Annotated in this window: 21 protein-coding genes and 1 tRNA gene; 11 read left to right on the plus strand and 11 right to left on the minus strand. The window is 75.2% G+C overall.

The genetic code is table 11. The annotated features are described in order from the left end of the window. Positions 1-62: 62 nt before the first annotated feature. From mscL to FB458_RS10870, 6 genes are all read right to left on the minus strand, one after another. On the minus strand, positions 63-503 hold the full coding sequence (mscL, locus tag FB458_RS10845; RefSeq protein WP_141848503.1) for a large conductance mechanosensitive channel protein MscL: 441 nt from the start codon (positions 501-503) through the stop codon (positions 63-65). 114 nt (positions 504-617) lie between these two features. Beyond that, a complete protein-coding gene (locus FB458_RS10850) occupies positions 618-1370 on the minus strand; it encodes an SAF domain-containing protein (RefSeq protein WP_141848504.1) in 753 nt (250 codons plus the stop codon). 12 nt (positions 1371-1382) lie between these two features. Then, on the minus strand, positions 1383-2246 hold the full coding sequence (locus tag FB458_RS10855) for an S-methyl-5'-thioadenosine phosphorylase (RefSeq protein WP_141848505.1): 864 nt from the start codon (positions 2244-2246) through the stop codon (positions 1383-1385). A 95-nt stretch (positions 2247-2341) separates the two neighbouring features. Beyond that, the gene (locus FB458_RS10860; RefSeq protein ID WP_170185646.1) at positions 2342-3526 is read right to left on the minus strand and encodes a GNAT family N-acetyltransferase; all 1185 of its coding nucleotides are present in this window, start codon (positions 3524-3526) and stop codon (positions 2342-2344) included. 2 nt (positions 3527-3528) lie between these two features. Beyond that, positions 3529-3894 (minus strand): FmdB family zinc ribbon protein, encoded by a 366-nt coding sequence (locus tag FB458_RS10865; RefSeq protein ID WP_141848507.1) that lies wholly within the window; start codon positions 3892-3894, stop codon positions 3529-3531. A 20-nt stretch (positions 3895-3914) separates the two neighbouring features. Continuing rightward, positions 3915-5417, minus strand: a complete 1503-nt coding sequence (locus FB458_RS10870; protein ID WP_246061163.1) for a potassium/proton antiporter — start codon at positions 5415-5417, stop codon at positions 3915-3917. Between the two features lie 46 nt (positions 5418-5463). On the opposite strand from FB458_RS10870, the gene FB458_RS10875 reads away from it, so the two are divergent. After that, the gene (locus FB458_RS10875; RefSeq protein ID WP_141848509.1) at positions 5464-8160 is read left to right on the plus strand and encodes a penicillin acylase family protein; all 2697 of its coding nucleotides are present in this window, start codon (positions 5464-5466) and stop codon (positions 8158-8160) included. Between the two features lie 107 nt (positions 8161-8267). Here the strand turns inward: FB458_RS10875 and FB458_RS10880 are convergent, their stop codons facing one another. Then, a complete protein-coding gene (locus tag FB458_RS10880; RefSeq protein ID WP_141848510.1) occupies positions 8268-8879 on the minus strand; it encodes a 5-formyltetrahydrofolate cyclo-ligase in 612 nt (203 codons plus the stop codon). Between the two features lie 15 nt (positions 8880-8894). On the opposite strand from FB458_RS10880, the gene FB458_RS10885 reads away from it, so the two are divergent. From FB458_RS10885 to FB458_RS10910, 6 genes are all read left to right on the plus strand, one after another. Continuing rightward, positions 8895-10298, plus strand: coding sequence for a UTP--glucose-1-phosphate uridylyltransferase (locus tag FB458_RS10885; RefSeq protein WP_141848511.1), 1404 nt, complete (start codon positions 8895-8897; stop codon positions 10296-10298). Position 10299: 1 nt separating this feature from the next. Further along, entirely contained in the window at positions 10300-11529 is a 1230-nt protein-coding gene (glp, locus tag FB458_RS10890) for a molybdotransferase-like divisome protein Glp (protein ID WP_141848512.1), read from the plus strand. A gap of 53 nt (positions 11530-11582) precedes the next feature. Next, positions 11583-12023: a cyclic pyranopterin monophosphate synthase MoaC gene (gene moaC / locus FB458_RS10895; protein WP_141850477.1), complete on the plus strand. Its 441-nt coding sequence runs from the start codon at positions 11583-11585 to the stop codon at positions 12021-12023. After that, on the plus strand, positions 12011-12505 hold the full coding sequence (locus tag FB458_RS10900; RefSeq protein WP_141848513.1) for a MogA/MoaB family molybdenum cofactor biosynthesis protein: 495 nt from the start codon (positions 12011-12013) through the stop codon (positions 12503-12505). Before moaC ends, FB458_RS10900 begins: the two co-directional genes overlap by 13 nt. After that, complete coding sequence (locus tag FB458_RS10905; protein ID WP_141848514.1) at positions 12502-13158, plus strand: GNAT family N-acetyltransferase; 657 nt, start codon at positions 12502-12504, stop codon at positions 13156-13158. Before FB458_RS10900 ends, FB458_RS10905 begins: the two co-directional genes overlap by 4 nt. A gap of 132 nt (positions 13159-13290) precedes the next feature. Continuing rightward, complete coding sequence (locus tag FB458_RS10910) at positions 13291-14202, plus strand: hypothetical protein (RefSeq protein WP_141848515.1); 912 nt, start codon at positions 13291-13293, stop codon at positions 14200-14202. A 198-nt stretch (positions 14203-14400) separates the two neighbouring features. On the opposite strand, the gene FB458_RS10915 is transcribed toward FB458_RS10910, so the two are convergent. Further along, positions 14401-15531, minus strand: a complete 1131-nt coding sequence (locus FB458_RS10915) for an AI-2E family transporter (RefSeq protein ID WP_246061164.1) — start codon at positions 15529-15531, stop codon at positions 14401-14403. Between the two features lie 117 nt (positions 15532-15648). Between FB458_RS10915 and FB458_RS10920 the strand changes: the two genes are divergently transcribed. After that, positions 15649-15721, plus strand: a tRNA-Ala gene (locus FB458_RS10920). Between the two features lie 67 nt (positions 15722-15788). Here the strand turns inward: FB458_RS10920 and FB458_RS10925 are convergent. After that, on the minus strand, positions 15789-16646 hold the full coding sequence (locus FB458_RS10925; protein ID WP_141848517.1) for a hypothetical protein: 858 nt from the start codon (positions 16644-16646) through the stop codon (positions 15789-15791). Between the two features lie 147 nt (positions 16647-16793). Here FB458_RS10925 and FB458_RS10930 point away from each other — a divergent pair, with 147 nt between their 5' ends. Then, entirely contained in the window at positions 16794-17450 is a 657-nt protein-coding gene (locus FB458_RS10930; RefSeq protein ID WP_141848518.1) for a TMEM175 family protein, read from the plus strand. Here the strand turns inward: FB458_RS10930 and FB458_RS10935 are convergent. After that, positions 17447-18118: an ABC transporter ATP-binding protein gene (locus tag FB458_RS10935; RefSeq protein WP_211356006.1), complete on the minus strand. Its 672-nt coding sequence runs from the start codon at positions 18116-18118 to the stop codon at positions 17447-17449. The genes FB458_RS10930 and FB458_RS10935 overlap by 4 nt on opposite strands. Positions 18119-18218: 100 nt before the next feature. On the opposite strand from FB458_RS10935, the gene FB458_RS10940 reads away from it, so the two are divergent. Both FB458_RS10940 and FB458_RS10945 read left to right on the plus strand, forming a co-directional pair. Continuing rightward, positions 18219-21320 carry an FtsX-like permease family protein gene (locus FB458_RS10940; protein ID WP_141848520.1) on the plus strand — a complete coding sequence of 1034 codons (3102 nt, stop codon included), beginning with the start codon at positions 18219-18221 and terminating at the stop codon, positions 21318-21320. Beyond that, positions 21317-22168, plus strand: a complete 852-nt coding sequence (locus FB458_RS10945) for an ABC transporter ATP-binding protein (protein WP_141848521.1) — start codon at positions 21317-21319, stop codon at positions 22166-22168. The genes FB458_RS10940 and FB458_RS10945 overlap by 4 nt, the downstream gene beginning before the upstream one ends. Here FB458_RS10945 and FB458_RS10950 read toward each other — a convergent pair. Next, complete coding sequence (locus tag FB458_RS10950; protein ID WP_170185647.1) at positions 22140-23843, minus strand: substrate-binding domain-containing protein; 1704 nt, start codon at positions 23841-23843, stop codon at positions 22140-22142. The two genes, FB458_RS10945 and FB458_RS10950, sit on opposite strands and share 29 nt — an antisense overlap. Positions 23844-23849: the final 6 nt, after the last annotated feature.

Raw genomic sequence — 23849 nt, forward strand, 5'->3', positions numbered from 1 at the left:
ACCGGGATCCGGTGCGGACGGGCACGTCCGGAGCAAGAAGACGTCCCTCGGGCCCGGGGGGCTCAGTACTGGGACGGCGGGGCGGGCGGGGCCGGCGGCAGGTCCTGGCGGTGCTCGAGGCTCTGGCCGCGCAGGAGGTCGCGGATCTCCTGAAGGAGCAAGACGTCCTCGGAGGGAGCGGCGGGCTCGGGCTCGTCGCCCGTCTTGCGCAGAGCCATCAGGCGGTTCATGGGGGTGACGATGACGAAGTACACCGCGGCGGCCACGAAGAGGAAGTTGAGGATCGCCTGCAGGACGGCCCCGATGGAGAAGGCGGCGCCGTTGATGGCGAACGTCCCCACTCCGCTGATGTCGGGCTTCCCGAAGATCGCGGCGATGAGTGGGTTGATGATGTTGTCGACGAGCGCCTTGACGATGGCCCCGAACGCGGCGCCGATGACCACCGCGACGGCGAGGTCGATGACGTTCCCTCGCATGAGGAAGTCCTTGAAGCCCTTGATCACGATGGTCCTGCCTTCCTCGGGTCGTCCCGCGCCCGAGCCGGGGGATGGTGGCTCAGCACCCTAGCCCCCGCCTGTGTCGCCGCGGTGAACGCGCGGGTCCTGACGGCGCGGCCGTCAGGGACCGTGGACGACGAGCAGGGGAGGGCCGCCGGACGTGGCCCCGAGCGCACCGGCGACGGCGCCGGCCTGCGCGGGCGTGACGGCCAGGACGACGCTCCACGTCGGGCCACCGCCCAGGGCGTCGTCGCCTCCGGTGCGCGGGAGGGAGAGGACGAGGGCGTGGTCGGCGAGCACCGCGCCGGTGCCGGTCGCGAGCAGGTCGACGGTGCCGCCCGCGACGACCCCGACCGTGCCGGGATCGGTGGGCAGCGGGACGGCGACCGCGACGCGACCGGTGGTCCCGGCCAGCAGGCCCGGCCCGGCCAGCCGCCCGGGCGTCCAGACCTCGCCGGCGTCGACCGTGCCGGCGGCGACCCGGCCGACGACGTCGGCCGTGGTGGTGAGGGCGGTGACCGGGTGCTGGCCCACCGGGCGCCGCTCGAGCCGGACGTCGCCGTCGGCGAGGCGCGTCCCGGCGGTCACGTCGCGCGCCGCGACGACGACGAGGTCGCCGACCGGCGCCGGGTGCGGGCGGATCTGCTCGACGACGACCCCCGCGGCCACCGCGACGAGCAGGGCGGCGAGGACCCGACGGGCCCGGTCGCGCCGCCACCGACCCTCGCGCCCGCGCGCGGTCAGGACCGGCGGCAGCCGTCGACGCAGCATGGCGGACCGCGAGGGGGGCGGGGGAGGGCGGTCGAGGTCGTCCAGCCCCGAGAGCAGCTCGGCCGTGAGGTCGGGCGCGCCGGGCGACACCTCGGGGCTCACGTCGGGCCCACGTCAGGGCAGGTCGACGGGCAGGGTGAGGCCGTCGAGCACCCGGCGGCAGCCGCAGGTCGCGGCCGCGTCGTCCTCGGCCTCCGGCAGGCGCGGCACCGTCGCCCGCAGCACGGCCTTGAGCCGCTCGATGTTGGCCGCGAAGACCTCCATGACCTCGGCGTGGGTGACCCCCGCGTCGCCCTCCACCCCGGCGTCGAGGTCGGTGACGAGCGCGACGGTGGTGAAGCACAGCGCCAGCTCGCGGGCCACCGACGCCTCCGGCATCCCGGTCATGCCGACGACGCTCCAGCCCGCGGCCTGGTGCCAGCGGCTCTCCGCGCGGGAGGAGAAGCGGGGGCCGTTGACCACGACGAGCGTGCCGTCGGCGGCGTGCGGCAGACCCGCCTCCTCGGCCGCGCCGACGACCGCCGCCCGGCCCCGGGGGCAGTAGGGGTCGGCGAACGGGACGTGCACGACGGGGCCGGGCTCGTCGTACACCGTGTGGGCGCGGCCCCAGGTGCGGTCGACCACCTGGTCGGGGACGACGAGGGTGCCGGGCCCGAGCTCGGGGCGCAGCGACCCGACGGCGCACGGGGCGAGGACCTGCCGGACGCCGAGCGCCCGCAGCGCCCAGAGGTTGGCCCGGTAGTTGACCCGGTGCGGCGGGAAGCGGTGGCCCTGCCCGTGCCGGGCGAGGAAGGCGACCCGACGGCCGTCGACCTCGCCGACGACGACGTCGTCGCTCGGCTCCCCGAACGGCGTCGCCACCGACACCCGCTCGGCGTCGGTGAAGAACTCGTAGAAACCCGAGCCGCCGATGAGGCCGATCTCGGCCAGTGGCTCGGACCCGGTGACCCGGCGGGCGGTGGGCGTCGTCGTCGTCATGGTCCCGACCCTAGGCCGACCCGTCCCGCGACCCGGCCCTCCGGCCGCCGGGCTGTGGACGGCCCGGCCCCGCGGAGGGGGTTGTGGACGACGGCTCAGAAGTAGTCGCGCACGTGGACCGGTGCCCGACCGGCCAGCCCGTCGACGAACGCGTCGACGGCGTCGTCGCCGGGTCCGGACACCAGCCCGTCCTCGCGCAGCGTCCGCGCCGCGGCCACCCCGGCGAAGGCCAGGGCCAGCCCGCGCGGGTGGACGACCACGTCCGCCGGGCCGTCGGTGCGCTCGGCGCCCCCGGCGGTGACGACGTACGTCCCGTCCTGCCCGGCCGGGTCGCCCGTCACGGCCAGCCGGGCCCGACCCGACCACCCGGACGCGCGCGCGGCGAGCGTGAGTGCCGCGGCCACGTCGCTCACCCGCAGCATGTAGGGCCGGCTGTCCACGAGCCGCCCGGGGCTGCCGGGCAGCACGCGCCGCACGGGGTCGCTCGCGAGCGACCCCGACGTGCGCAGCCGCACCGCCCCGGAGACCGAGGCGAACGAGCCCGCGACCCGCCAGAGCGCGGCCGCGGCCTCGGGGGTCAGCGCCACGAGGTCGCGCACGGTGAGACCGACGGCGGCGGCGTCGTACCCCGCGCCGCGCTGCCAGAGCGCGAACCCGACCGGCTCGTCGCCGTCGAGCGCCAGCGAGAGGCCGGTGGCGGAGGCGAGCAGCTCCTCGTCGGTGGCGGGGAAGGACGGCCCGGAGCGCCGCAGCGGTCCGTGCTGACAGGCGGCCCAGGCGTCGTACAGGCGACGCACCGTGGGCACGTCGGCGAGGGTCGCGCGCCGTACGGCGACCCCGGCGGGAGCCGGCACCCGCGCGAGCGACGCGACCGACAGCTCGACCTCGTCGAGGCTGGTCACGGTCTCGTAGCCGAAGCGCCGGTAGATGCCCGGTGCGGTGGGGTAGAGCGTCGAGAGCACCTCGCCGTGCTCGGCCGCCTCGGCGAGCACCGCCGCGAAGAGCGCGTCGAGCAGCCCGCCGCCGCGGGCCTCGGCGGCCACGGCGACACCGGCGATGCCCGTCGTCGCGACCGGGGTGCCGTGCCACCACGACTCGTACGGCCGGGCGGTGGCCTTGGCCAGCAGGACGTCGCCGTCGAAGGCGCCCCACGGACGCCGGCCGTCGGCGTCGACGACGGGGGTGGCGGTGCCGGCCGGCCACGGGCCGAAGGCCTCCTGCCCGAGCGCGCCGGCCCGGTCCGCGTCGTCGGCGGTGAGCCGGCGGACGACGGGGGTCACGTTCAGGAGGCGGTGCTCGAGGAGGAGCTCGACGACGAGCCGGAGGACGCGCTCGACGAGGACGAGGTGCTCGAGGACCCGGTGGACCCGGAGGACGAGCCCGTGGACGACGTGCCCGAGGAGTCCTTCTTGCCGGCGTCGGACGAGCCGGAGGACGGCTTGTCGCCGCCGGGCTTCCCGTTCGAGCCCGAGCTGCGCGAGTCGGTCCGGTAGAACCCGGACCCCTTGAAGGTGACCCCGATCGAGCCGTAGACCTTGCGCAGCCGGCCGCCGCACTCCGGGCACGTCGTGAGGGCGTCGTCGGTGAAGGACTGCACGGCGTCGAAGGCGTGGCCGCACTCGGTGCAGGAGTAGGCGTAGGTGGGCACGGCCGGAGTCTACGGCCCGCTCAGGCCCACCCCGCGAGCCGGCCTCCGCGGTCGACGGCCCGCACCCGCGCCTCGGTCGCGGCACGGGCCGCCGCGGTGGTGACGATGAGCAGCTGGTCGCCGCGCCGCAGCGTGGTGCGCGGCGTCGGCGCCAGCGCCTCACCGTCGCGGACGACGAGGGTCACCGTCGCCCCGCGCGGCAGCCGCAGCTCGAAGACCTCGACCCCGTGCATCCGCGAGGCCTCGCCCACCGTCACCTGGACGACGTCGGCGTGCATCCGCTCCAGCGGTGTCGTCTCCACCTGGAGCGCGACCTGCTGGACCGACTCGGCGACGTCGAGCCGCCGGGCCAGCCACGGCAGGGTCGGCGCCTGCAGCAGGGTGAAGATGACGACGAGGACGAAGACGAGGTCGAAGACCCACCCCGTCCCGGGGGTGCCGACCGTCGTCGGGACGGTCGCGAGCACGACCGGTACGGCGCCCCGCAGCCCCGCCCACGAGAGGAACACCTGGTCGCGCCACGGCACCCGGAACGGCGTGAGCGAGACGAGCACCGACAGCGGCCGGGCGACGAGCAGCAGGACGAGGCCGATGACGATCGCCGTCGGCACCCGCTCGAGCAGGGCGGACGGCGAGGCGAGCAGCCCGAGCAGCACGAAGAGCCCGATCTGGGCGATGGTGCCGAGCGCGGAGGCGAAGCCGTGCACGGCCGCGCGGTGCGGCAGGTCGACGTTGCCGAGGACGAGGGCGCACAGGTAGGCCGCGATGAACCCGCTCGTGTGGACGGAGTCGGCGACGGCGTACGCGAGCACCGCGGTGGCGAGCACCCCGATCGCGAACAGGCCGCTGGAGGCCCCCGCCGCCCGCCGCAGGAATGACGCGCCGCCCCAGCCGAGCAGCAGCCCCACGGCGGCCCCGCCGACCAGCTCGCCCACGGCCTCGAGCAGGAGGAACCACCACGGGTGGTGCGCCGCGGTCGGGACGGTGAGCCCGGCGAGCGAGACGACGAGGATGACGACCGGGGCGTCGTTGAACCCGGACTCGGCCTCGAGCAGCCCCGAGAGCCGCCGCGGCAGCGGCACCGTGCGCAGCACCGAGAAGACGGCGGCGGCGTCGGTCGAGGACAGGATGGCGCCGACGAGGAACGCGACCGACCAGTCCAGGTGCAGGACGTAGTGCGCGGCGACGCCCACCACGCCGACCGAGACGACCACCCCCACGGTGGAGAGGACCGCGGCGGGCGCGACGGAGCGTCGTACCCCCGACCAGCGGGTCGTCACCCCGCCCTCGGCGAGGATGAGGACGAGCGCGGCGTACCCGAGGACCTGGGTGAGGGCGTCGTCGTCGAAGCGGATGCCGAGGCCGCTCTCGCCGATGCCGAGACCGATGGCGAGGAAGAGCAGGAGGGCGGGCACGCCGGAGCGCACCGACAGCCGGACGGCGACGACGGCGACGAGCAGGACGACCGATCCGATGAGCAGCGAGCGGGTGAGGTCGTCGAGGGAGAAGACGGTCGTGGTCACGGCAGGCCTCCTCACCGGGTCGTCGTGCCGCGGTTAGTCTCGCAGGGTGCAGCGCTCGCAAGTCCTCCGGAGGGTCGGGGTCGGTGTCGCGGTGCTGCTCGTCCTGCTCCTCGGGCTGGTCGCGGTCGTCGGCACGGCGCTGCTGCGCCAGTCGCTCCCGCAGACCTCCGGGCGGATCCAGCTCGACGGCCTGGGCGGCGACGTCACCGTCTACCGCGACGGGCGCGGCGTCCCGCAGATCTACGCCGACTCCGCCGACGACCTCTTCCGCGCGCAGGGGTACGTCGCCGCGCAGGACCGGTTCTTCGAGATGGACTTCCGCCGGCACGTGACCGCCGGGCGGCTCGCGGAGCTCGTGGGGTCCGCCGGCGTGGCGACCGACCGGGTCGTGCGCACCCTCGGCTGGCGGCGGGTGGCCGAGCAGGAGCTGCCCAAGCTCGCGCCGTCGACCCGTGCCTACCTCTCCGCCTACGCCGACGGCGTCAACGACTACCTGGCCCGGTCCGGCGGCGACAACGCCAACGTCTCGCTCGAGTACCCCGTGCTCGCGCAGAGGCTGCCCGGCTACACCATCGAGCGCTGGTCGGCGCTCGACTCGCTCACCTGGCTCAAGGCGATGGCGTGGGACCTGCGGGCCAACTACGACGACGAGCTCGCCCGGGCGCGGCTCGGGACGTCGTACAGCCAGGCGCAGCTGAAGCTCATCTACCCCGACTACGCCTCGACGGGGCACCCGTCGATCCTCTCGCCCCAGGACTGGTCGCCGCGCACGACGTCGGCCGGGTCCGCGCTGCCGTCGGCGCTGCTCGCCGCGCCCGCCGCGGTCACCACCGGCGACCCCGCGGTGGCCGCCGGGGCGTCGGACCTGTACGCCGGCGTGCAGCAGGCCCTCGACGCGCTGCCCACCCTCGTCGGCCACGGCGAGGGCATCGGCTCGAACTCGTGGGTCGTCGGCGGCGCGCACACGACCACGGGGAAGCCGTTGCTGGCCAACGACCCGCACCTGGCCGTGACGATGCCGGGGATCTGGTACCAGACCGGGCTGCACTGCCGGACCGTCTCGGCGACCTGCCCGTTCGACGTCTCCGGCTTCACCTTCGCGGGGCTGCCGGGCGTCGTCATCGGGCACAACCAGAAGATCTCCTGGGGCTTCACCAACCTCGGCGCCGACGTCTCCGACTTCTACCTCGAGAAGGTCACCGACGGCTCGTACCTGCGCGACGGCAAGCAGGTGCCGCTGACCACGCGCACGGAGACGATCAAGGTCGCGGGCGGGCAGGACGTGCCGATCACCGTCCGCAGCACCGTGCACGGTCCGGTGGTCAGCGACGTCGTCGACTCGGCCGCCGCGGTGGGGCGCAAGGCGCTGGTGCGGCTCACGCCGCAGCAGGACACGTACGCCGTCTCGCTGGCCTGGACCGGGCTGGTCCCGTCGACGACGGCCGACGCGATCTTCGCCCTCGACCGCGCCACCGACTTCCCGTCGTTCCAGGCCGCGGCCAAGCTCTTCGCCGTCCCGGCGCAGAACCTCGTCTACGCCGACACCGCCGGCCACATCGGCTACCAGACACCGGGACTCATCCCGGTCCGCGCGACGTCGGTGCCCAACACGGTGCCGGGCTACTGGCCGGCGCCGGGCTGGGACAGCGCCTACGACTGGAAGGGGTACGTCGCCTTCGACCGGCTGCCGTACGCGTACGACCCGCCGGCGGGGTACGTCGTCACGGCCAACAACCAGGTGACGACCGCCCGCGGCGGGCCGTTCCTCACCACCGACTGGGACCTGGGCTACCGCGCCGACCGGATCACGACGATGGTCACGGCCAGGATCGCCGGCGGCGGCAAGGTCTCGCCCGACGACATGCGCTCGATGCAGCTCGACACGACGAACGAGTTCGCGCCGGTCCTGGTCAAGGCCCTGCTCTCCGTCGACCTCAGCAGCACGGTCGAGGAGGATCCGACGACCGACGTCGCGCTCGCGCAGTTCACCGAGCAGGGCCGCCAGCTGCTCGCCGACTGGGACTGGACGCAGCCGGCGGACAAGTCCAAGGCGGGCATCCGGGCGGCGTACTTCAACGCGGTGTGGGTGCGGCTGCTGCAGTACACCTTCAACGACGAGCTCCCGACCGACCTGCAGGCCAACGGGAGCTCGCGGTGGATGGCCGCGGTGACGGCGCTGCTGCAGCAGCCGAACAACCCGTGGTGGGACGACAAGCAGACCCCCGGCGTCGTCGAGAGCCGTGACGAGATCCTCAAGAAGGCGCTCGTCGGGGCGCGCCTCGACCTGACCCGGCACCTCGGCAAGGACCCCGTGACGTGGTCGTGGGGCGAGCTGCACCAGGTGACCTTCCGCTCGCAGGTCCTCGGCGGCGACGCGGTGCCGTGGTACGTCCGGGCGATCTTCAACCGCGGCCCCATCGGCCTGCCCGGCGGCTCGTCGATCGTCGACGCGAACGGCTACAACGCGGCCGGGAAGTCCGGCACCCGCGCGGGCGCCTTCGACTCCTCGACCTTCGACGTCACCAGCGCCCCGTCGATGCGGATGGTCGTCGACCTGGGCGACCTCGACGCCTCGACGTGGGTCAACCAGAGCGGCAACAGCGGTCACGCCGGCAGCCCGCACTACGTCGACCAGGCCGACGCGTGGGCCGAGGGCCGCCAGTACCCCTGGCCGTCCTCCGAGGCCGCCGTCAAGGCCGCGGCGGACCAGACCCTGACCCTCAGCTCCTCCCGCACCCCCTGAAGCGGCTCCGGACATTATCGGGTCGCCCGATAACGTCAGCCTCTGCCGGACAACCGTTCTCCTGCGGGGCCCGACATTCTCGGGCGACCCGATAATGTCCAGGGCCCTCAGCGGGAGCGGCGCCAGCGCAGGAGCTGCTCCGGCGTGAGACCCGGCGGCGGGCGCAGGTCGAGGAACCCCGCGGCGGGGGTGACCACCCCGTCGACCGGCTCGTCGTGCTCCTCGGCGGGGAGGGTGCCGACGGGGCGGACCTCACCGTCGTGCAGGAGCGTGAGCACGAGCGCGTCCCGCCGCCGCCGGCGCAGCGCCCGGTCGTACGACCCGCCGCCCTGCCCCAGCCGCACCCCGGCCCGGTCGACCGCCAGCCCCGGCGTCAGCACCACCGACGCGAGCGAGATCCCGTCCGCGCCGAGCTCCTCGCCGCCCACGGTCACCCACTCCAGCGACCGGTCGGCCAGCATCCGCGGCAGCACGACCTCGTGCCCGGCCGCGCCCAGCGCCGCGACGAGCGCGCTGGTGGGCGGCTCGACGCCGTACGCCTCGTAGAGCGCCACCCGCGCCCGACCGCCCGCGTGCAGCGCGACGAGCGGCACGACCCAGCGGGCCAGCGCCTCCCCGTCCGCGGCCAGGTCGCGGACCGCGACGAGCTCGCGTCGGCGCTCCCGCGCAGCGCGTCGCGCGTCGCGCTTGGCCGTCGCGGCGTCCTCCACGTCGGTCATCGTAGGGTGAGGGTCATGAGTGCGGAGGGTCTGGCGCAGGCCGAGAAGCGCATGGCGGAGCACGGCGAGGACGACCTGTCGGTGCGGGCGTTCGCGTCGTCGTACGGGCAGCTGGAGCAGATCCTGCAGACCGGCTCCGGCGGCGTCGTCCCCGAGGACACGATCGAGCCGCTGACCGACGTGCCGACCCCCGACGACGTCGACCTCGACGAGGCCGCGCTCGCCGAGGCGCTCGGGCAGGTCGCCGTCGTCAAGCTCAACGGCGGCCTCGGCACCTCGATGGGCATCACCGGCCCCAAGAGCGCCCTGCCGGTCAAGGACGGCCTGAGCTTCCTCGACGTCATCTGCCGCCAGGTCCTCGCGCTCCGCGAGCGGTACGGCGTCGCGCTGCCGCTCGTCCTCATGGACTCCTTCCGCACCCGCGAGGAGTCCCTGGAGATCCTGCACCGCTACCCCGACCTCGAGGTCGAGGGCCTGCCGCTGGACTTCCTGCAGTCCGCCGAGCCCAAGCTGCGCGCCGACGACCTCACCCCCGTCGACCACCCGGCCGACCCGGCGCTCGAGTGGTGCCCGCCCGGCCACGGCGACGTCTACGTCTCGCTGCAGCGCACCGGCATCCTCGACACCCTGCTCGAGCGCGGCATCCGCTACGTCTTCCTCTCCAACGCCGACAACCTCGGTGCGACCTGCGACCCGAGGATCGCCGCCTGGATCGTCGCGAACGACGTCCCCTACGTCGCCGAGGTGTGCGAGCGGACCGTCAACGACCGCAAGGGCGGCCACCTCGCCGTCCGGAAGGCCGACGGCCGGCTCGTGCTGCGCGACAGCGCGATGGTCGCTCCGGGCGAGGACCACTTCTTCCAGGACACCTCGCGCCACACGACGTTCCACGCCAACAACCTCTGGGTCGACCTGCGCGTGGTCAAGGCGCTGCTCGACGACGCGCAGGAGCGCGGCGAGGTCGGGCTCGGCCTGCCGGTCATCGTCAACCGCAAGACCGTCGACCCGTCCGACGCGTCCTCGACCGAGGTCATCCAGATCGAGACGGCGATGGGCGCCGCCATCGAGAAGATCGAGGGCGCCCGCGCGCTGTTCGTCCCGCGCGACCGCTTCCGCCCGGTCAAGACCACCAACGAGCTGCTGCTCGTCCGCTCCGACATCTTCGAGCTCGACGAGCACTCCAGCGTGGTCAGCACCATCGACCACCCGGACCCGTACGTCGACCTCGACAAGCCGTTCAAGCTCGTCCCCGCCTTCGAGGAGCGCTTCGCGCACGGGGTGCCGAGCCTGAAGCAGGCGACCCGCTTCGTCGTCGAGGGCGACGTGCACTTCGGCGCCGACGTCGTCGTCGTCGGGGACGTCACCGTCGACGGCGCGGACACCCCGCGGGTCGCCGACGGCACCCGTCTGCAGGGCTGACGTGCGCAGCGTCGCCGAGCACCTCCGGGCCGTCCTCGACACCGTCCGTACGGCGCCCCCGGTGCGGCTCCCGCTGCCCGAGGCCCTCGGCCTCGTCCTCGCCGAGGACCTCGTGGCCCGCGTCGACCTGCCCGGCTTCGACAACTCGGCCATGGACGGCTACGCCGTGCGCGCGGCCGACGTCGTCGCGGCGGCCGCCGGGTCCCCGGTGACGCTGCCCGTCGTCGGCGAGGTCGCGGCGGGCGCGACGGCCGACCGCGAGGTCGGCCCCGGTGAGGCCGTCCGGATCATGACCGGCGCGATGATGCCGCCCGGCGCCGACACGGTCGTCAAGGTCGAGGACACCGACGGCGGCACCGAGCAGGTCCGCATCGACGCCTCCGCCCCCGCCGGGCTGTCGGTCCGCCCGGCCGGTGAGGACGTGCGCGCCGGCACGGTCGTGCTCGCCGCCGGCACGGTGCTCGACGCCCGCCGCCTCGCGCTCGCCGCCGCGACGGGGTACGGCGTCGTCCCCGTCCACCCCCGCCCCCGGGTCGCCGTCGTGTCGACCGGCGCCGAGCTCGTCCCGCCGGGGGAGCCGCTCTCGCCCGGGCAGATCCACGACTCCAACTCGCACATGCTCGCCGCCGCCGTCGTCGAGACCGGCTGCACCGTCGCCCGCCGGGTCACCGTCGGCGACACCGTCGAGGAGGTCCTCGCCGTCGTCGAGGAGCTCGCCGGTGACGTCGACGCGATCGTCACCAGCGGCGGCGTGAGCATGGGCGCGTACGACGTCGTCAAGGAGGCCTTGCGGGACCGCGGTGTCGAGTTCGTCCAGGTCGCCATGCAGCCGGGCAAGCCGCAGGGCTTCGGCCCGGTGGGGGAGCGCGGGGTGCCGCTCTTCGGGCTCCCGGGCAACCCGGTGTCGTCGTACGTGAGCTTCGAGGTGTTCGTGCGGCCGGCGCTGCGCACGATGATGGGGTTGCAGCCCGCGACCCGGCCGGTGCTCACCGCCCGGCTGACCCAGGCGCTGCGCTCGCCCGCCGGACGGACCCAGATCGCGCGGGCCGTCGCGACCCGCACGGCGACCGGGTGGGAGGCCGACCCGGTGTGGGGGCAGGCGTCGCACTTCGTCGCCGACCTCTCGCGGGCCAACGCGTTCGTCGTCGTGCCCCCCGACGTCACGCAGGTCGACGCCGGCGCCGACGTCGAGCTGTGGCTGCTGGGCGGCGACGAGAGCCGGGTCGGGTGAGCGACCAGTCGCCCTCGGGCCTGACCCACGTCCGCGCCGACGGCACCGCGCACATGGTCGACGTGTCGGCCAAGCCCGTGACCGCGCGCGAGGCGTCCGCCGCCGGTCGGGTGCTGCTCTCCCCGGCTGCCGTCGCCGCGCTGCGCGACGGCACCGTCCCCAAGGGCGACGCGCTGGCGGTCGCGCGCATCGCCGGGATCCAGGCCGTCAAACGGACCCCCGAGCTGGTCCCGCTCGCCCACCCGGTCGCGGTCCACGCGGTCACTGTCGACCTCACGGTCACCGACGACGGGGTGGACCTCGTGGCGACGGTGCGCACCGCCGACCGCACCGGCATCGAGATGGAGGCGCTGACGGCGGTCGCCGTCGGGGCGCTCGCGCTGGTCGACATGGTCAAGGCCGTCGACAAGCACGCCCGGATCACCGACGTGCGGGTCACGGCGAAGTCCGGGGGTCGCAGCGGCGACTGGCGCGAGGCAGGATGGGCCGGGTGAGCTCACCCCGGGAGGCCGCCGTCGTCGTCGCGTCCAACCGCGCGTCCGCCGGCGTCTACGAGGACCGCACCGGCCCGCTCATCGTCGAGGCGCTGCGCGCCTGGGGGTACGCCGTCGCCGAGCCCACCGTCGTCCCCGACGGCGACCCCGTCGAGCAGGCGCTGCGGGAGGCCGTCGCCTCCGGCGCGGCCGTCGTCGTGACGACCGGTGGCACCGGGATCTCCCCGACCGACGCCACCCCCGAGATGACGCGCCGCGTCGTCGAGCGCGAGGTCCCCGGCCTGGCCGAGGCGATCCGCGCGGCCGGCGTCGCCAAGGGTGTGCCGACAGCGGTGCTGTCGCGCGGGATCGCCGGCACCGTCGGCACCACCCTCGTCGTCAACCTCCCGGGGTCCACCGGCGGGGTCAAGGACGCCCTCACCGTGCTCGAGCCCGTGCTCGACCACGCCGTCGACCAGCTCCGCGGCGGCGACCACCGGTGAGCAACTGGCCGGTCACCCTCGTCAGCCAGGACGGGCTGCGACCGGTCGTCGTCCTCCGACCGCTGACCCGGCGCGACCGCCGCTCCTGGGAGGAGGTGCGGGGGCGCAACCTCGACCACGTCGGTCAGTGGGAGCCGACGATGCCCGACGGGCGAGCCCAGCGGATGACGTTCCGGCAGTATGTGCGCAACCTCGACCACGAGGGCCGCGCCGGCCGGATGCTGCCCTTCGCCATCGACGTCGAGGGACGCCTGGCCGGCCAGATGCACCTGTTCGGGATCGTCGACGGCTCCCTGCTGTCCGGGGCCGCGGGCTACTGGGTGGCGCGCGAGGTCGGCGGGCAGGGCGTCGCGACCCGCGCGCTCGCGATGCTGTGCGACCACGCCTTCGGCCTCGGCGGTCTGCACCGGGTCGAGGTCAACATCCGTCCCGAGAACCGGCCCTCGCTCAAGGTCGTCGAGCACCTGCGCTTCCGCGACGAGGGGCTGCGCGAGCGCTACCTGCACATCAACGGCGAGTGGCGCGACCACCGGACCTTCGCGCTGACCCGCGAGGAGGTGGGCACCTCGCTCGTCGCCCAGCGCTGGATGGAGCGGTTCCCGCCGTCGGCCCCGCCGTGGGACGGCGTGGAGCGCCGGGCGCCCCGGTCCTGACGGCCTCGTCGCCGTCCCAGGAAGGCACTTCCTGGTCCGGGGGCATGATCTCCGACGATTTCCCAGGTATCGACAGCGACACACCGACGCGCGTCCACGGAGCGTCCGCCGCGACGTCATACCGTCGAGTCCGTGCAGCCGGGCAGCCTGATCTTCCTCGTCATCGTGGCGGTGTGGGCGGTCTATCTGGTCCAGCACTGGATCCGCCGCCGCGAGCACGTCGCCACCGCCCGGTCGGTCGACCGCTTCAGCGAGGCGATGCGGATCCTCGAGCGCCGCGAGCCCGTGGGCGTCCTGCACCAGCAGGCCTCGCCCCGCCCGTCGCTCACCCGCCCGTCCCGGTCCGCGGGCCGGCCCCAGGTCACGGTGTCGGCGACCTCCGCGGCGGGGGCCCGCATCGTCGACGGTGCCCGTACGGCGCTCCGTACCGGCCCCAGCCGCCCGGCCTCCCGCCGTCCGGGGCTGCTCGCCCGCCGGGTCCGCGGCATCGCCTTCCTCGCGACCCTCGTCGCGATCCCGGTCACCGCGCTCCTGTCGCTCGTCGGCGTCCTGCTGTGGGTGTCGGTGGCCGTGGCCGTCGGCTGCTTCGTCGTGACCCTGGCCTGGCTGCGGGCCTCGGTCCGCCGCGAGCAGGCCGTGCGCCGCGCCGCCCGGCTGGCCCGGCGCCCGCGGACCCGCGCTGCGCGCCCCGCCGCGACGCCCCAGGACGCTCCCGTCGCGGCGCCCGCCGCCGAGTCGGTCGTCGAGGCCGTCGTCGTCGCCCAGGCCACGACCGAGGCGACCACCGAGGCCGTCGACCAGCCCGAGATCTACGACATCACCGCGGTCGTCGCCGCCGAGCGCGCCGACGAGGTCGCGCGCGAGATGGCCCGGGAGTGGAGCCCCGTCCCGGTGCCGCGGCCGACGTACATGCTCAAGGACTGCGCCGGTCCGCGCCCCGCCCCGGAGCCGGTCGTCGAGGACGACTCGGTCCCCGTGCCGATCGAGGTCGAGGACGACGACCTCGAGCGCCTCATGGCCGCCCGCACCCGCCGCATCGGCTGACCCCACCCCCGGACTGCTGCGGGACCGGGACGTCGACGTCCCTTTTGAGATCCGAACTGCTGCGGGAACGGGACCTCGACGTCCCTCCTGAGACCCGGACTGCTGCGGGAGGGAGATGTCGACGTCTCGCCCTCCGACGAGCTCGTGGCCGTCCCGGACGTCCCTCGTCCGCAGCAGTGAGGATCGGGGGGTGGCGGGTCAGTCGGCGAGGGGCGCGCCGGGGGCCCCCGCGGCCACCGCGTCGCCGTCCACCGGGTCGCCCTCGGCGCCCGCCGGGTCGTCGTCGTCTCCCGACAGCAGGTGTTGTCCGACCGCGTTGAGGACGGCGGCGACCGGCACGGCCAGCAGCGTCCCGACGATGCCGCCGAGGATCGAGCCGGTCGCGATGGCGAGGATGACGGCCAACGGGTGCACCCGCACCGACCGGCCGAGGATGAACGGCTGGAGCACGTGCGACTCGAGCTGCTGCACGGCGACGACGACACCGAGCATGATGAGCGCGATCACCGGCCCGTGCTCGACGAGCGCGAGCAGGACGGCGACCGCCCCGCTCAGCAGCGCCCCGACGATGGGGATGAAGGACAGCAGGAAGACGAGCACCCCGATGGCGAAGGGGAACGGCACCCGCAGGATGAGCGCGCCGATGGTGATGCCGACCGCGTCGGTGGCGGCCACGAGCACGACGCCGTGCGTGTACGCCGTCAGCTGCCCCCAGGCGACCTGCCCCGAGGAGTCGACTCGCGAGCGTGCCGTCCGGGGGAAGAGGCCGACGAGCCACGACCAGATGCGCGGGCCGTCGTACAGGAAGAAGAAGAGCGAGAAGAGCGCGATGAACAGGCCGGCGACCGCGTGCGTCGCGGTGACGCCGAACCTCGTCGCGTACTGCCGCACGTCGCTGCTGCTCTCCAGCCACGTGCGCAGCTGCCCGACGTACTGCGAGACCTGGTCGTCCGAGAGCCCGAAGCTGGTCCGGGCCCAGCCGCGGATCTGGTCCAGCCCGGCGCCGGCCTGGGTCGCCATGTCGGAGAAGCCGTTGCTGATCTGGGTGCCGACGAGGGTCATCAGCCCGACGATGACGAGGATCGTGCCGAGCAGCGTCAGCCCGGCGGCCGGTCCGCGCCCCATGAAGCGGCACAGCCAGCCGTGCACCCCGCCGAGCAACGCGCTGAGCAGCGTCGCGACGGCGATCGGGATGGCCACCTCGGACAGGTGCCCGACCGCGAGGGCCAGCACGACGACGCCCGCCGCGATGATGAGCAGCCGCCACGCCCACTCGCTGGCGGCGCGCACCCCACGCGGTACGGCGCTGGTCGTCCCCTGCTCGTCCATACCTCCACCGTAGGCCGTACGACGCCGCCGGGCGGGGACCCCGCGGACGGCCCCCGGGGCCGCCGCCGCCGGTTTCATCGCCTCGCGGGCCCGATGCTAGAGTTTCCGACGCACCACGGGGCTGTAGCGCAGTTGGTAGCGCACTTCGTTCGCAATGAAGGGGTCAGGGGTTCGAATCCCCTCAGCTCCACCGGGTGAGAAGGCTCCCGACCTGATCCGTCAGGTCGGGAGCCTTGGTCGTGCGGGCTCGAGCCGGCTCAGGCCGGGACCGTCGCGCAGACGACCGACGGGTGCAGGGACGACGCGCCGTCGCTCGAGCTCGCCACCTCGACCCGCCAACGGTCGTCCTGCGGGAAGGTGCCGCTCACGGTGACGTCGGGCGAGGCCGGCCAGACCCGGACGCCCCCGGCGAGGTAGCCCAGGCCCGCGGGGCAGCGGATGGCCCCGAGGGTCGACGACCCGGCGGGGGCGACCTGCCGTGGTCCCTGCACGACGACGTACCCGCTCGGTGCCTCGCCGCAGACGGCGACGGCCCGCGCCTGCGGGTGCGGCACGGCGCGGTTGGTCACCACCGCGCGCCAGCCGCCGTCGACGGGGAAGATGCCGCCCAACGACGCGCCCGCCTCGCTCGACCGCGTCTCGCCACCCCCGCCGAGCGGGACCGTGCCGGCCGGGCAGGTCGCGGTGAGCACCGTCCGCGTGCCCGCCCGGTTGAGGACGGAGTTCGAGGAGAGCCGGTAGCCGCGGATCCCGCTCGCGCAGATCGCGAAGACGGCGAACTCCCAGCCGCCGCCGGTGCGGTTGGACACCCGGGCCTGCCAGCCCGCACCCCCGGGCAGCGGGACCGACCCGGCGAGGTCGAGCGAGAGGTCGGAGAGGCTGAGCACCGCGCCGCCGCCGAGGACGTGGGTGCCGGCGGGGCAGGCGACGGACCCGGTCGTCTGCGCGAAGGGCGCGGCGACCAGCGGGACCGACGCCACGGAGGCGTACCGCGTGATCGGCGCGCCCCCCGACGGCGTGGCGGGGGCCGCGACGGCCGGCCCGGCGGACACGGCGAGCGGGACGACCGCGAGCAGGACTGCGGACACCCGGGCCGCACGACGGAAACGGGTCATGGCAGGGCTCCCGATCAAGGACGACGGCGTGCGCGGAGACCTGGCATCCTGTCGTGCCACGGCAGACCCGGCAACGGTGCGGCACCGGGACGGGCACCGCGCAACACGGGTCTTGAGCCGCGCCACCTCGCGGGCCGACGATGGGCCATGACCGAGGCACCCCCTGCCGCCCCTACTGCCCCCGCCGAGCCGGTGATGGGCACCAGCCGGCTGGAGGCGTTCAGCGACGGCATCATCGCCATCGCCGCCACCCTGCTCGTCATCGAGCTCGCCGCGCCCGAGCCCGGCGCCGACGTGTGGGAGCACCTGCACCACGAGCTCCCGTCGATCGCCGCCTACGCGGTGAGCTTCGTGACCATCCTCATCTACTGGGTCAACCACCACGCGCTGCTCGCCGACGTCGCGACCGTCGACCGGGCGCTGCTGTTCCTCAACGGGTTCCTGCTGCTGTGCATCTCGTCCATCAGCTTCCCCACCGCCGTGCTGGGCCGCGCCCTCCAGGCCGGCGGCCGGCCGGCCATCGAGGCCGCCGTGTTCTACACCGCCGTGCTCACCCTCGCCGCGGTCTCGTTCCTCGCGCTGTGGGTCTACCTCGGACGGCACCCCCACCTGCTGCACCCGCACGCCCGCGGCATCACCCTCGCCGCCAGCCGGCGCGGCGCGTTCGGCGCCTGCTGCTACGCCGTCTCGGTCGGCGTCGCCTTCCTCAACGGGACGGCGGCGCTCGTCGTCGTCGCGCTCCTCGCCCTCTTCTTCGCGCTGCCTCCCCGCCGACGCCGTACGACGCCCCGCCCTACGGATTAGCGGACCCGGACCAACCGCCCCTCGTCGAGGTGCAGCTCGGCCCCCGCGGCCTCGGCGCACGCGGCGTCGTGCGTCGCGAGCAGCACGGTCGCGCCGGCCGCCGCCTCGGCGGCCAGCAGCGCCACGACGACGTCGCGGGTCCCGGCGTCGAGCTCGCTCGTCGGCTCGTCGGCGAGCAGCACCGCGGGCCGCAGGGCGAGGGTCCGCGCGAGCGTGACCCGTTGCTGCTGTCCGCCGGACAGCTCCTCGACGAGGTGGTCGGACTGCTCCTCCAGCCGCACCGCGTGCAGCGCCGCGTCGGCGCGCGGACCAGCCTCCCCCGCGGGCACCCGGTGCACGAGCTGCGGGACGACGACGTTCTCCCGCGCGGTGAGCGGCGCCGCGAGCGTCGCCCCCTGCGGCACGAGGAGCACCCCGCGCGCCGCCGCGGCGACCTCGTCACCGACCGGCTCGTCGCCGACGGACACCGACCCCGACGTCGGTCGCAGCGCCCCGCCGAGCACCCACAGCAGCGTCGACTTGCCCGCCCCCGACGGCCCGGTCAGCGCGGAGAACGACCCCGGCTCGAGCGCGAGGGACACCGCGTCGAGCACCCGCCGACCGCCGAGCTCGACGACGACGTCGTCGGCGCGCACCGCGAGACCCCGCCGCACCGGCTCCACGGTCACCGACACCTCCTCAGGACGCCCGCGACCGCACGCTAGCAGCGCGCCGTACGGCGGTATCGTGCGCGGGAGGGCGCCGGGGCCACCCGCCCCGGGAGGTCTCATGCTGGCAGCGCTGCGGTACCGACGGGCCCAGGCCGTCGTCGTCACCGTGCTCTCCGCGCTCGTCTGCACCGGGCTCGTCCTCGCCCCGCTCTACGCCCGCGCGCTCGAGCAGGCCACCGCCCGCACCCTGCTGCAGGGCGCCGGCCCGGCCACCGCGGGCCTGCGGCTCGCCGCGACCAGCGCGACGCAGCCGGCCCTCGCGCCGACGTCCGACCAGCTCGTCGGGCTCGTCGCGCCCGACCTGCGGCGCTGGTACGGCGCCCCCGTCACCAGCACCGCCGTCGGGGTCCGCCGGATGCCGCTCGCCGGCCAGCCGGCCGGCCGGTTGCTGTCCCGGGACGGCATGTGCGACCACGTGACCTTCGCGACCGGGCGCTGCCCGACCGCCGCCGGCGAGGTCGCCGTCTCGACCGACCAGGCGACGGCGTACGGGCAGCCCGTCGGGACCAGCATCCTGCTCGGCGAGTACGACGGGTTCGTCAGCCTGCCCGACTCCGCGCCGCGCACCACGGTGCGGGTCGTCGGCACCTACCGGCAGGTCGACTCTCCGTACTGGTTCGGCGACCGGCTCACCGGCTCCGCCGCCACCAAGACCGGGTACGACGACCTGCTCACCCCGCTCGCGACGCTCACCGGACCGGTCACCGCGCCCGACGGCGGTCGCGGCCAGTGGTTCCAGCCGCAGTACGGCGCCGATCTGCCGCTGTCGACGCAGGCGCTCGGTGTCGACGAGGTCCTCGACCTCGGGCCACGGGTCGCCGCGCTCGTCGCGGCGCCGTACGGCGTCGAGCGCACCGGCAGCCAGCAGGCCGCCACCGTCTCGGCGAGCAGCGGCCTGCCCGCCCTCTCCGACCAGGTCCGCACCGGCGCCACGCAGGCGGCCGTCACCGTGCCGCTGCTCACCGCGCAGCTCGAGCTCATCCTCGGCTGCGTGCTGTGGCTCGTGCTCGTCGCCGCCGCCAACCAGCGCCGGGGCGAGGTCGCGATCGCGCGGCTGCGTGGCCGCGGGACCCGTGGCGCGCAGAGGCTCCTGCTCGCCGAGACCCTGCCGCAGGTCGCCGTCGGCGTGCCGCTCGGGGGGCTGCTCGGGGTCGGGGCGACCACCCTGGCGCGCCGCACCGTCCTCACCGGCGACCCGCCGTTCGAGGTGCCGGCCGCCGCGGTCGCCGTCCTGGTCATCGGTGTCCTGGGAATGCTCGGCCTCGTCGTGCTCTCGGTCCGCCGGGTCTGCCGCGAGCCGGTCGCGGACCTCGTGCGCAGCGTGCCGCCGCGGCGGCGCACCTTCCGCCTCGGGGTCCTCGAGGCGATGCTCGTCGCCGCGGCGGCCGCCGCCTTCGTCGCCCTCGTCACGGGGTCGGTCAGCGGGCCGGTCGGGCAGGTCGCCCCGACGCTGCTCGCGCTCGCCGTCGGCGTCGTCGCCGCGCGCCTGCTCGCCCTCGGGCTGCCCGCGGCCGGGCGGCTGCTGCTGCGCCGCGGACGCGCCGCCGCCGGGACCGCGCTCCTCACCGCCGGCCGGCGACCGACCACCCGGTGGCTCGTGCCCGTCATCACCGTGGCCCTGAGCATCGTCGTCGTCGGGGTCGACCTGCTCGCCGTCGGGCAGCGCAACTGGGCCGGCCGGGCCGACGCCGAGGTCGGCGCGTCGAGCGTGCTGACCCTCGGCAGCCGCGACCTGCAGGCGGTCGCGGCGGCCGTGCACCGGCTCGACCCGCAGGCCCGGCACGCCACCCCCGTCGTCCTCGTCGGCCCGTCGAGCGACCAGGGGGGTGACGGCGTGACGACGATGGGCGTCGTACCGGAGGAGTTCGCCCGGCTGGCGCGGTTCCCCGGCGTCCCCGCGGGGTCGCTCGCGTGGGACCGGCTCACCGCGCCGACCGTCGCGCCGCTCGTGCTCACCGGCACCCGCGCGACGTACCACGTCAGCGCCCCCGCCTTCCGCCCCGTGCCGCCGGTCATCCGGCAGGCACCGACCACCCTCGTCCTCGCCCTGCGCGTCGTCCGAGCGGACGGCGTCACCGACACCGTCGCCCTCGGTCCCGTCCCCGCCGCCGGCCTCGACACCGACGTGTCGGTCGCCGTCGACTGCGGATCCGGTTGCCGCGTCACGGGAATCGGCCTGCTCACCCCGCGTGGGGCCGCACCCGTCGCCGGCACGGTCATGGTCACCGACCTCGCCCTCGACGGCCGCGGCGTCGACCTCGGCGGGCAGGGGGACTGGCGCCCCACCGACGCGGGCGACACCGTCGTCACGGGCGCCTTCCCCGGTCCCGCGTCTGTGGCGCTCACCTACTCCGACAACGGTTACGACCCCGCGTTCCTCTCGCACGCCTCGCTCCCCGGCGTCGTCCCCGCCCTCACCACCGCCGCGGCGACGGCCACCTCGAGCGGGGTGACCGTCGCCGGGTCGCAGGTCGACGGCACGCCGCTGCTGCTGCGGTCCGCGGGCACCCTGCCCTTCGCGCCGGGCGGGCCACGGGCCACCGCCGTCGTCGCCGTCGGCAACCTGCTCGCGCAGGGCTGGACCGGCCGCGGCTCGGCGACCCTGGCCGCGTACGTCGACACCGACGACCCGACCGTCGTCGCCGGCCTGCGCGACGGGCTCGAACGGGCCGGGGTCCCGGTGCTGCGCACGACGCGCGCCGCCGACGTCAGGGCGTCGTACGGCGCCTCGGCCGCCGCCTGGAGCCTGCAGCTCGCCCTCGCCGTCGCGGCCCTCAGCCTGCTCGTCGCGGCGGCGGCGGTCGTCGTCCTCGTCACGACGTCCGCGCGGTCGCGCACCCGCGACTGGGCCGGGCTGCGGCTGCTCGGCCTGTCCCCGCGCGGGGTGGCGGCGCTCGCCCAGCTCGAGACGACGCCGGTCGTCCTCGCCTGCGCCGTCCTCGGGGCCGCCGTCGGCCTGTGGGCCGCGCCGGCCGCGGTCACCCTCGTTCCGCTGTTCACGACCCCGCCCGGCACCTACCCGCTCGACCTCGCGCCGGCCTGGGGGCCGTCGCTGCTCGCCGCCGGGGTGGGGCTGCTCGTCGTCGTCGCCGTCACCGCGCTCACCGTCCAGCGCGTCGCCCGACGCGCGGTCCCCAGCCGGCTCCGGGAGCCCGGATGAGCACGGGTCGCGCGATCCGCACCCTGGGGCTGGTCCACCTCTACCGCACGGAGGGGTACGACGTCGCCGCCCTCTCCGGGGTCGACCTCGTCGTCGGGGCGGGCGAGGTCGTCGGGCTGCTCGGGCCGTCGGGGTCGGGCAAGTCGACCCTGCTCGCCCTGCTCGGCGGGCTCTTCCGGCCCAGCGCGGGCAAGATCTTCGTCGGCGACCACGAGCTGTCGGCGCTCGGCCCGGCCGCCCTCGACGCCTTCCTGGCCCGCGAGACCTCGCTCATGCTCCAGGGTGCGCAGCGCAACCTCGTGCCCTACCTGTCGGTGCGCGAGAACGTCGTCTTCGCCCAGGAGGCGGCGCGCCGGCTCGGTGCCGACGTCGTGGGGGTGGGGGACACCCTGGCCCTGGTGGGGGCGACCGGGTTCGCCGACGAGCGGCCCGCGCACCTGTCCCAGGGGCAGCTGCAGCGGGCGGCGCTGGCCGTCGCCATGGCGCCGCGGCCGGGCGTGCTCCTCGCGGACGAACCGACCAGCGCGCTGGACCGCAGCGCCCGGGACCAGGTCCTCGACGCAGTGCTGCGGGTCAACGCCGAGCTGGGGACGACCGTCGTCCTCGTCACCCACGACCCCGACGTCGCCCGGCGGCTGCCGAGGACGGTGACCATCCGCGACGGCCGGATCGGCGGCGAGGGTCGCAGCGGCGAGGAGTACGCCGTCGTCACGGCCGACGGGTTCGTCCCGCTGCCGGCGGCGGTGCGCGAGTCGCTGCCCCCCGGCACCCTCCTGCACTTCGAGCAGGACGGCGGCCGGTGGGTCGTCGTCCCCGAGGTCAGGGGCGAGGAGCCGGGTCCGGGCTGAGGTCGGCCCCGCTCTTCGCCCGGCGCCGGTTCACGACGAACGCGGGGGCGAGGAGCGCGACGAGGACGATGACGGCGGGCAGCCAGCCGAACGGGTCCTCGGGGACGGCGGCGTCGAACTTCACCGGAGCAGGGTTCTGCCAGGTGGAGGCGTCGCTGCCGCCGAGCGCGACGACGGGGGCCCCGCCGCCCTGACCTGCGACCGCCGCGACCTTGCCCCCGGACGTCGCTGCAGCGCCTCCGGCGGAGGTGGCCCCGGGGGCCCCGGTGGCGCCCTTGGCCGCGGACGCCGCCCCGCCGGTGGTGTTGCCGCCGGCCGTCGTCCCCCCGGCCGTCCTCCCGCCGCTCGTGCCCCCGGTCGTGCCGCCCTGGGTCGTCGAACCCGCACCGGAGGTGCCGGTGCCGCGGGTCCCGCCCCCGCCCCCCGTCGAGGACCCGGCCCCCGCGCCGCAGACGAACGGGTCGCACGGGCTCGTGGACCCGGCGCCGAGCGAGCCCCGGAACCGCGGGTTGGTGCAGTTGGCCGCCGACAGCGTGGTCGGGGCCGTGCCGGTGAGGCGCGCCACCGAGTTGGCCATCTCCTGGCTGAGGTTGGGCGGCAGCGGCGAGTACCCGAGCTGCGCCATGCTCACCTGTCCGTCGCAGGCGATGTAGCTCATCCACTTCGCGAGGGTCTGGCTCTTGCCGGCGTCGGAGTAGGCGCCCTTGCAGGTCGGTCGGCTGCTCGCCGGGGCGCACTGCGTGACGATGTACGAGTAGGCCGAGATGGGGTAGGCCTGCGGGTTGGTGCTGCCGTAGACGCCCGACAGGTCCTGGCTGAGGTCGGGCCGCAGCCGCGCCGACTCCAGTGCCGCCGAGATGTTCTGCGCGTAGGGCAGGACGTACGTGCCGCCGGCGTTCTGGACCCACGCGGTCGACGTGCCGTAGACCTTGGCGTAGCCGAACTCGTCGAAGCCGATCGACCACTTGCCGCTGTCGGTCGCGAGGTAGTTGGCGATCTGGTCCGAGTCGTTGAACTGCACGACGTTGGAGATGAAGCCGGTGTTGCACTGGATGAGCACGGGTCGTCCCTGCACGCCCTGGCAGCCGTACTGCGCCCAGCGCGCGGCGTACTCGGCGCCGAGGGTCGTGGAGATGAAGTCGTAGAACAGCGCCGTCGTCCCCGAGGGGTTGCCGCGCAGGACGACGCGGATCGGCTGCGAGGGGAAGTGGATGTTGCGGTTCGTCGCGACGATCGCCGGGTCGTCCCACTTCGTGATCTCGCCGATGAAGATCCGCGCCACGGTGCGTCGGTCGAGGTGCAGGTAGTCGACCTTGCGCCCCGAGCTCTCGTTGATGTTGTACATGATCGCCACCGCCCCGGCGACGTCCGGCACGTACTGGTAGCCGCGGGTCGGGGCCGCCATCCCGATCGACGCGAACTCGGCCTCGGTGCCGGCGAAGTCGACCGACGACTGGTTGAAGAGGCTGAGCCCGGTGGGGGACCCGGACGGGGTGTAGTTGACCGACATGCCGAGGGTCTGGCCGTCGGCCACCCACTTGCGCATGGCCACGCCGACGTACGTCGACCCGGAGCCGGAGACGGGGGAGAGGGCCTGGGCGCCGGTGCTCCCGACGAGGACGGCGAGGGCCGCGGCCAGCGCGGCGAGCAGGGCACGACGCAGTCGCGTGGTCACGGGAAG

Origin of the sequence: Lapillicoccus jejuensis, from assembly GCF_006715055.1 — a bacterium.
GTDB classification, from domain to species: domain Bacteria; phylum Actinomycetota; class Actinomycetes; order Actinomycetales; family Dermatophilaceae; genus Lapillicoccus; species Lapillicoccus jejuensis.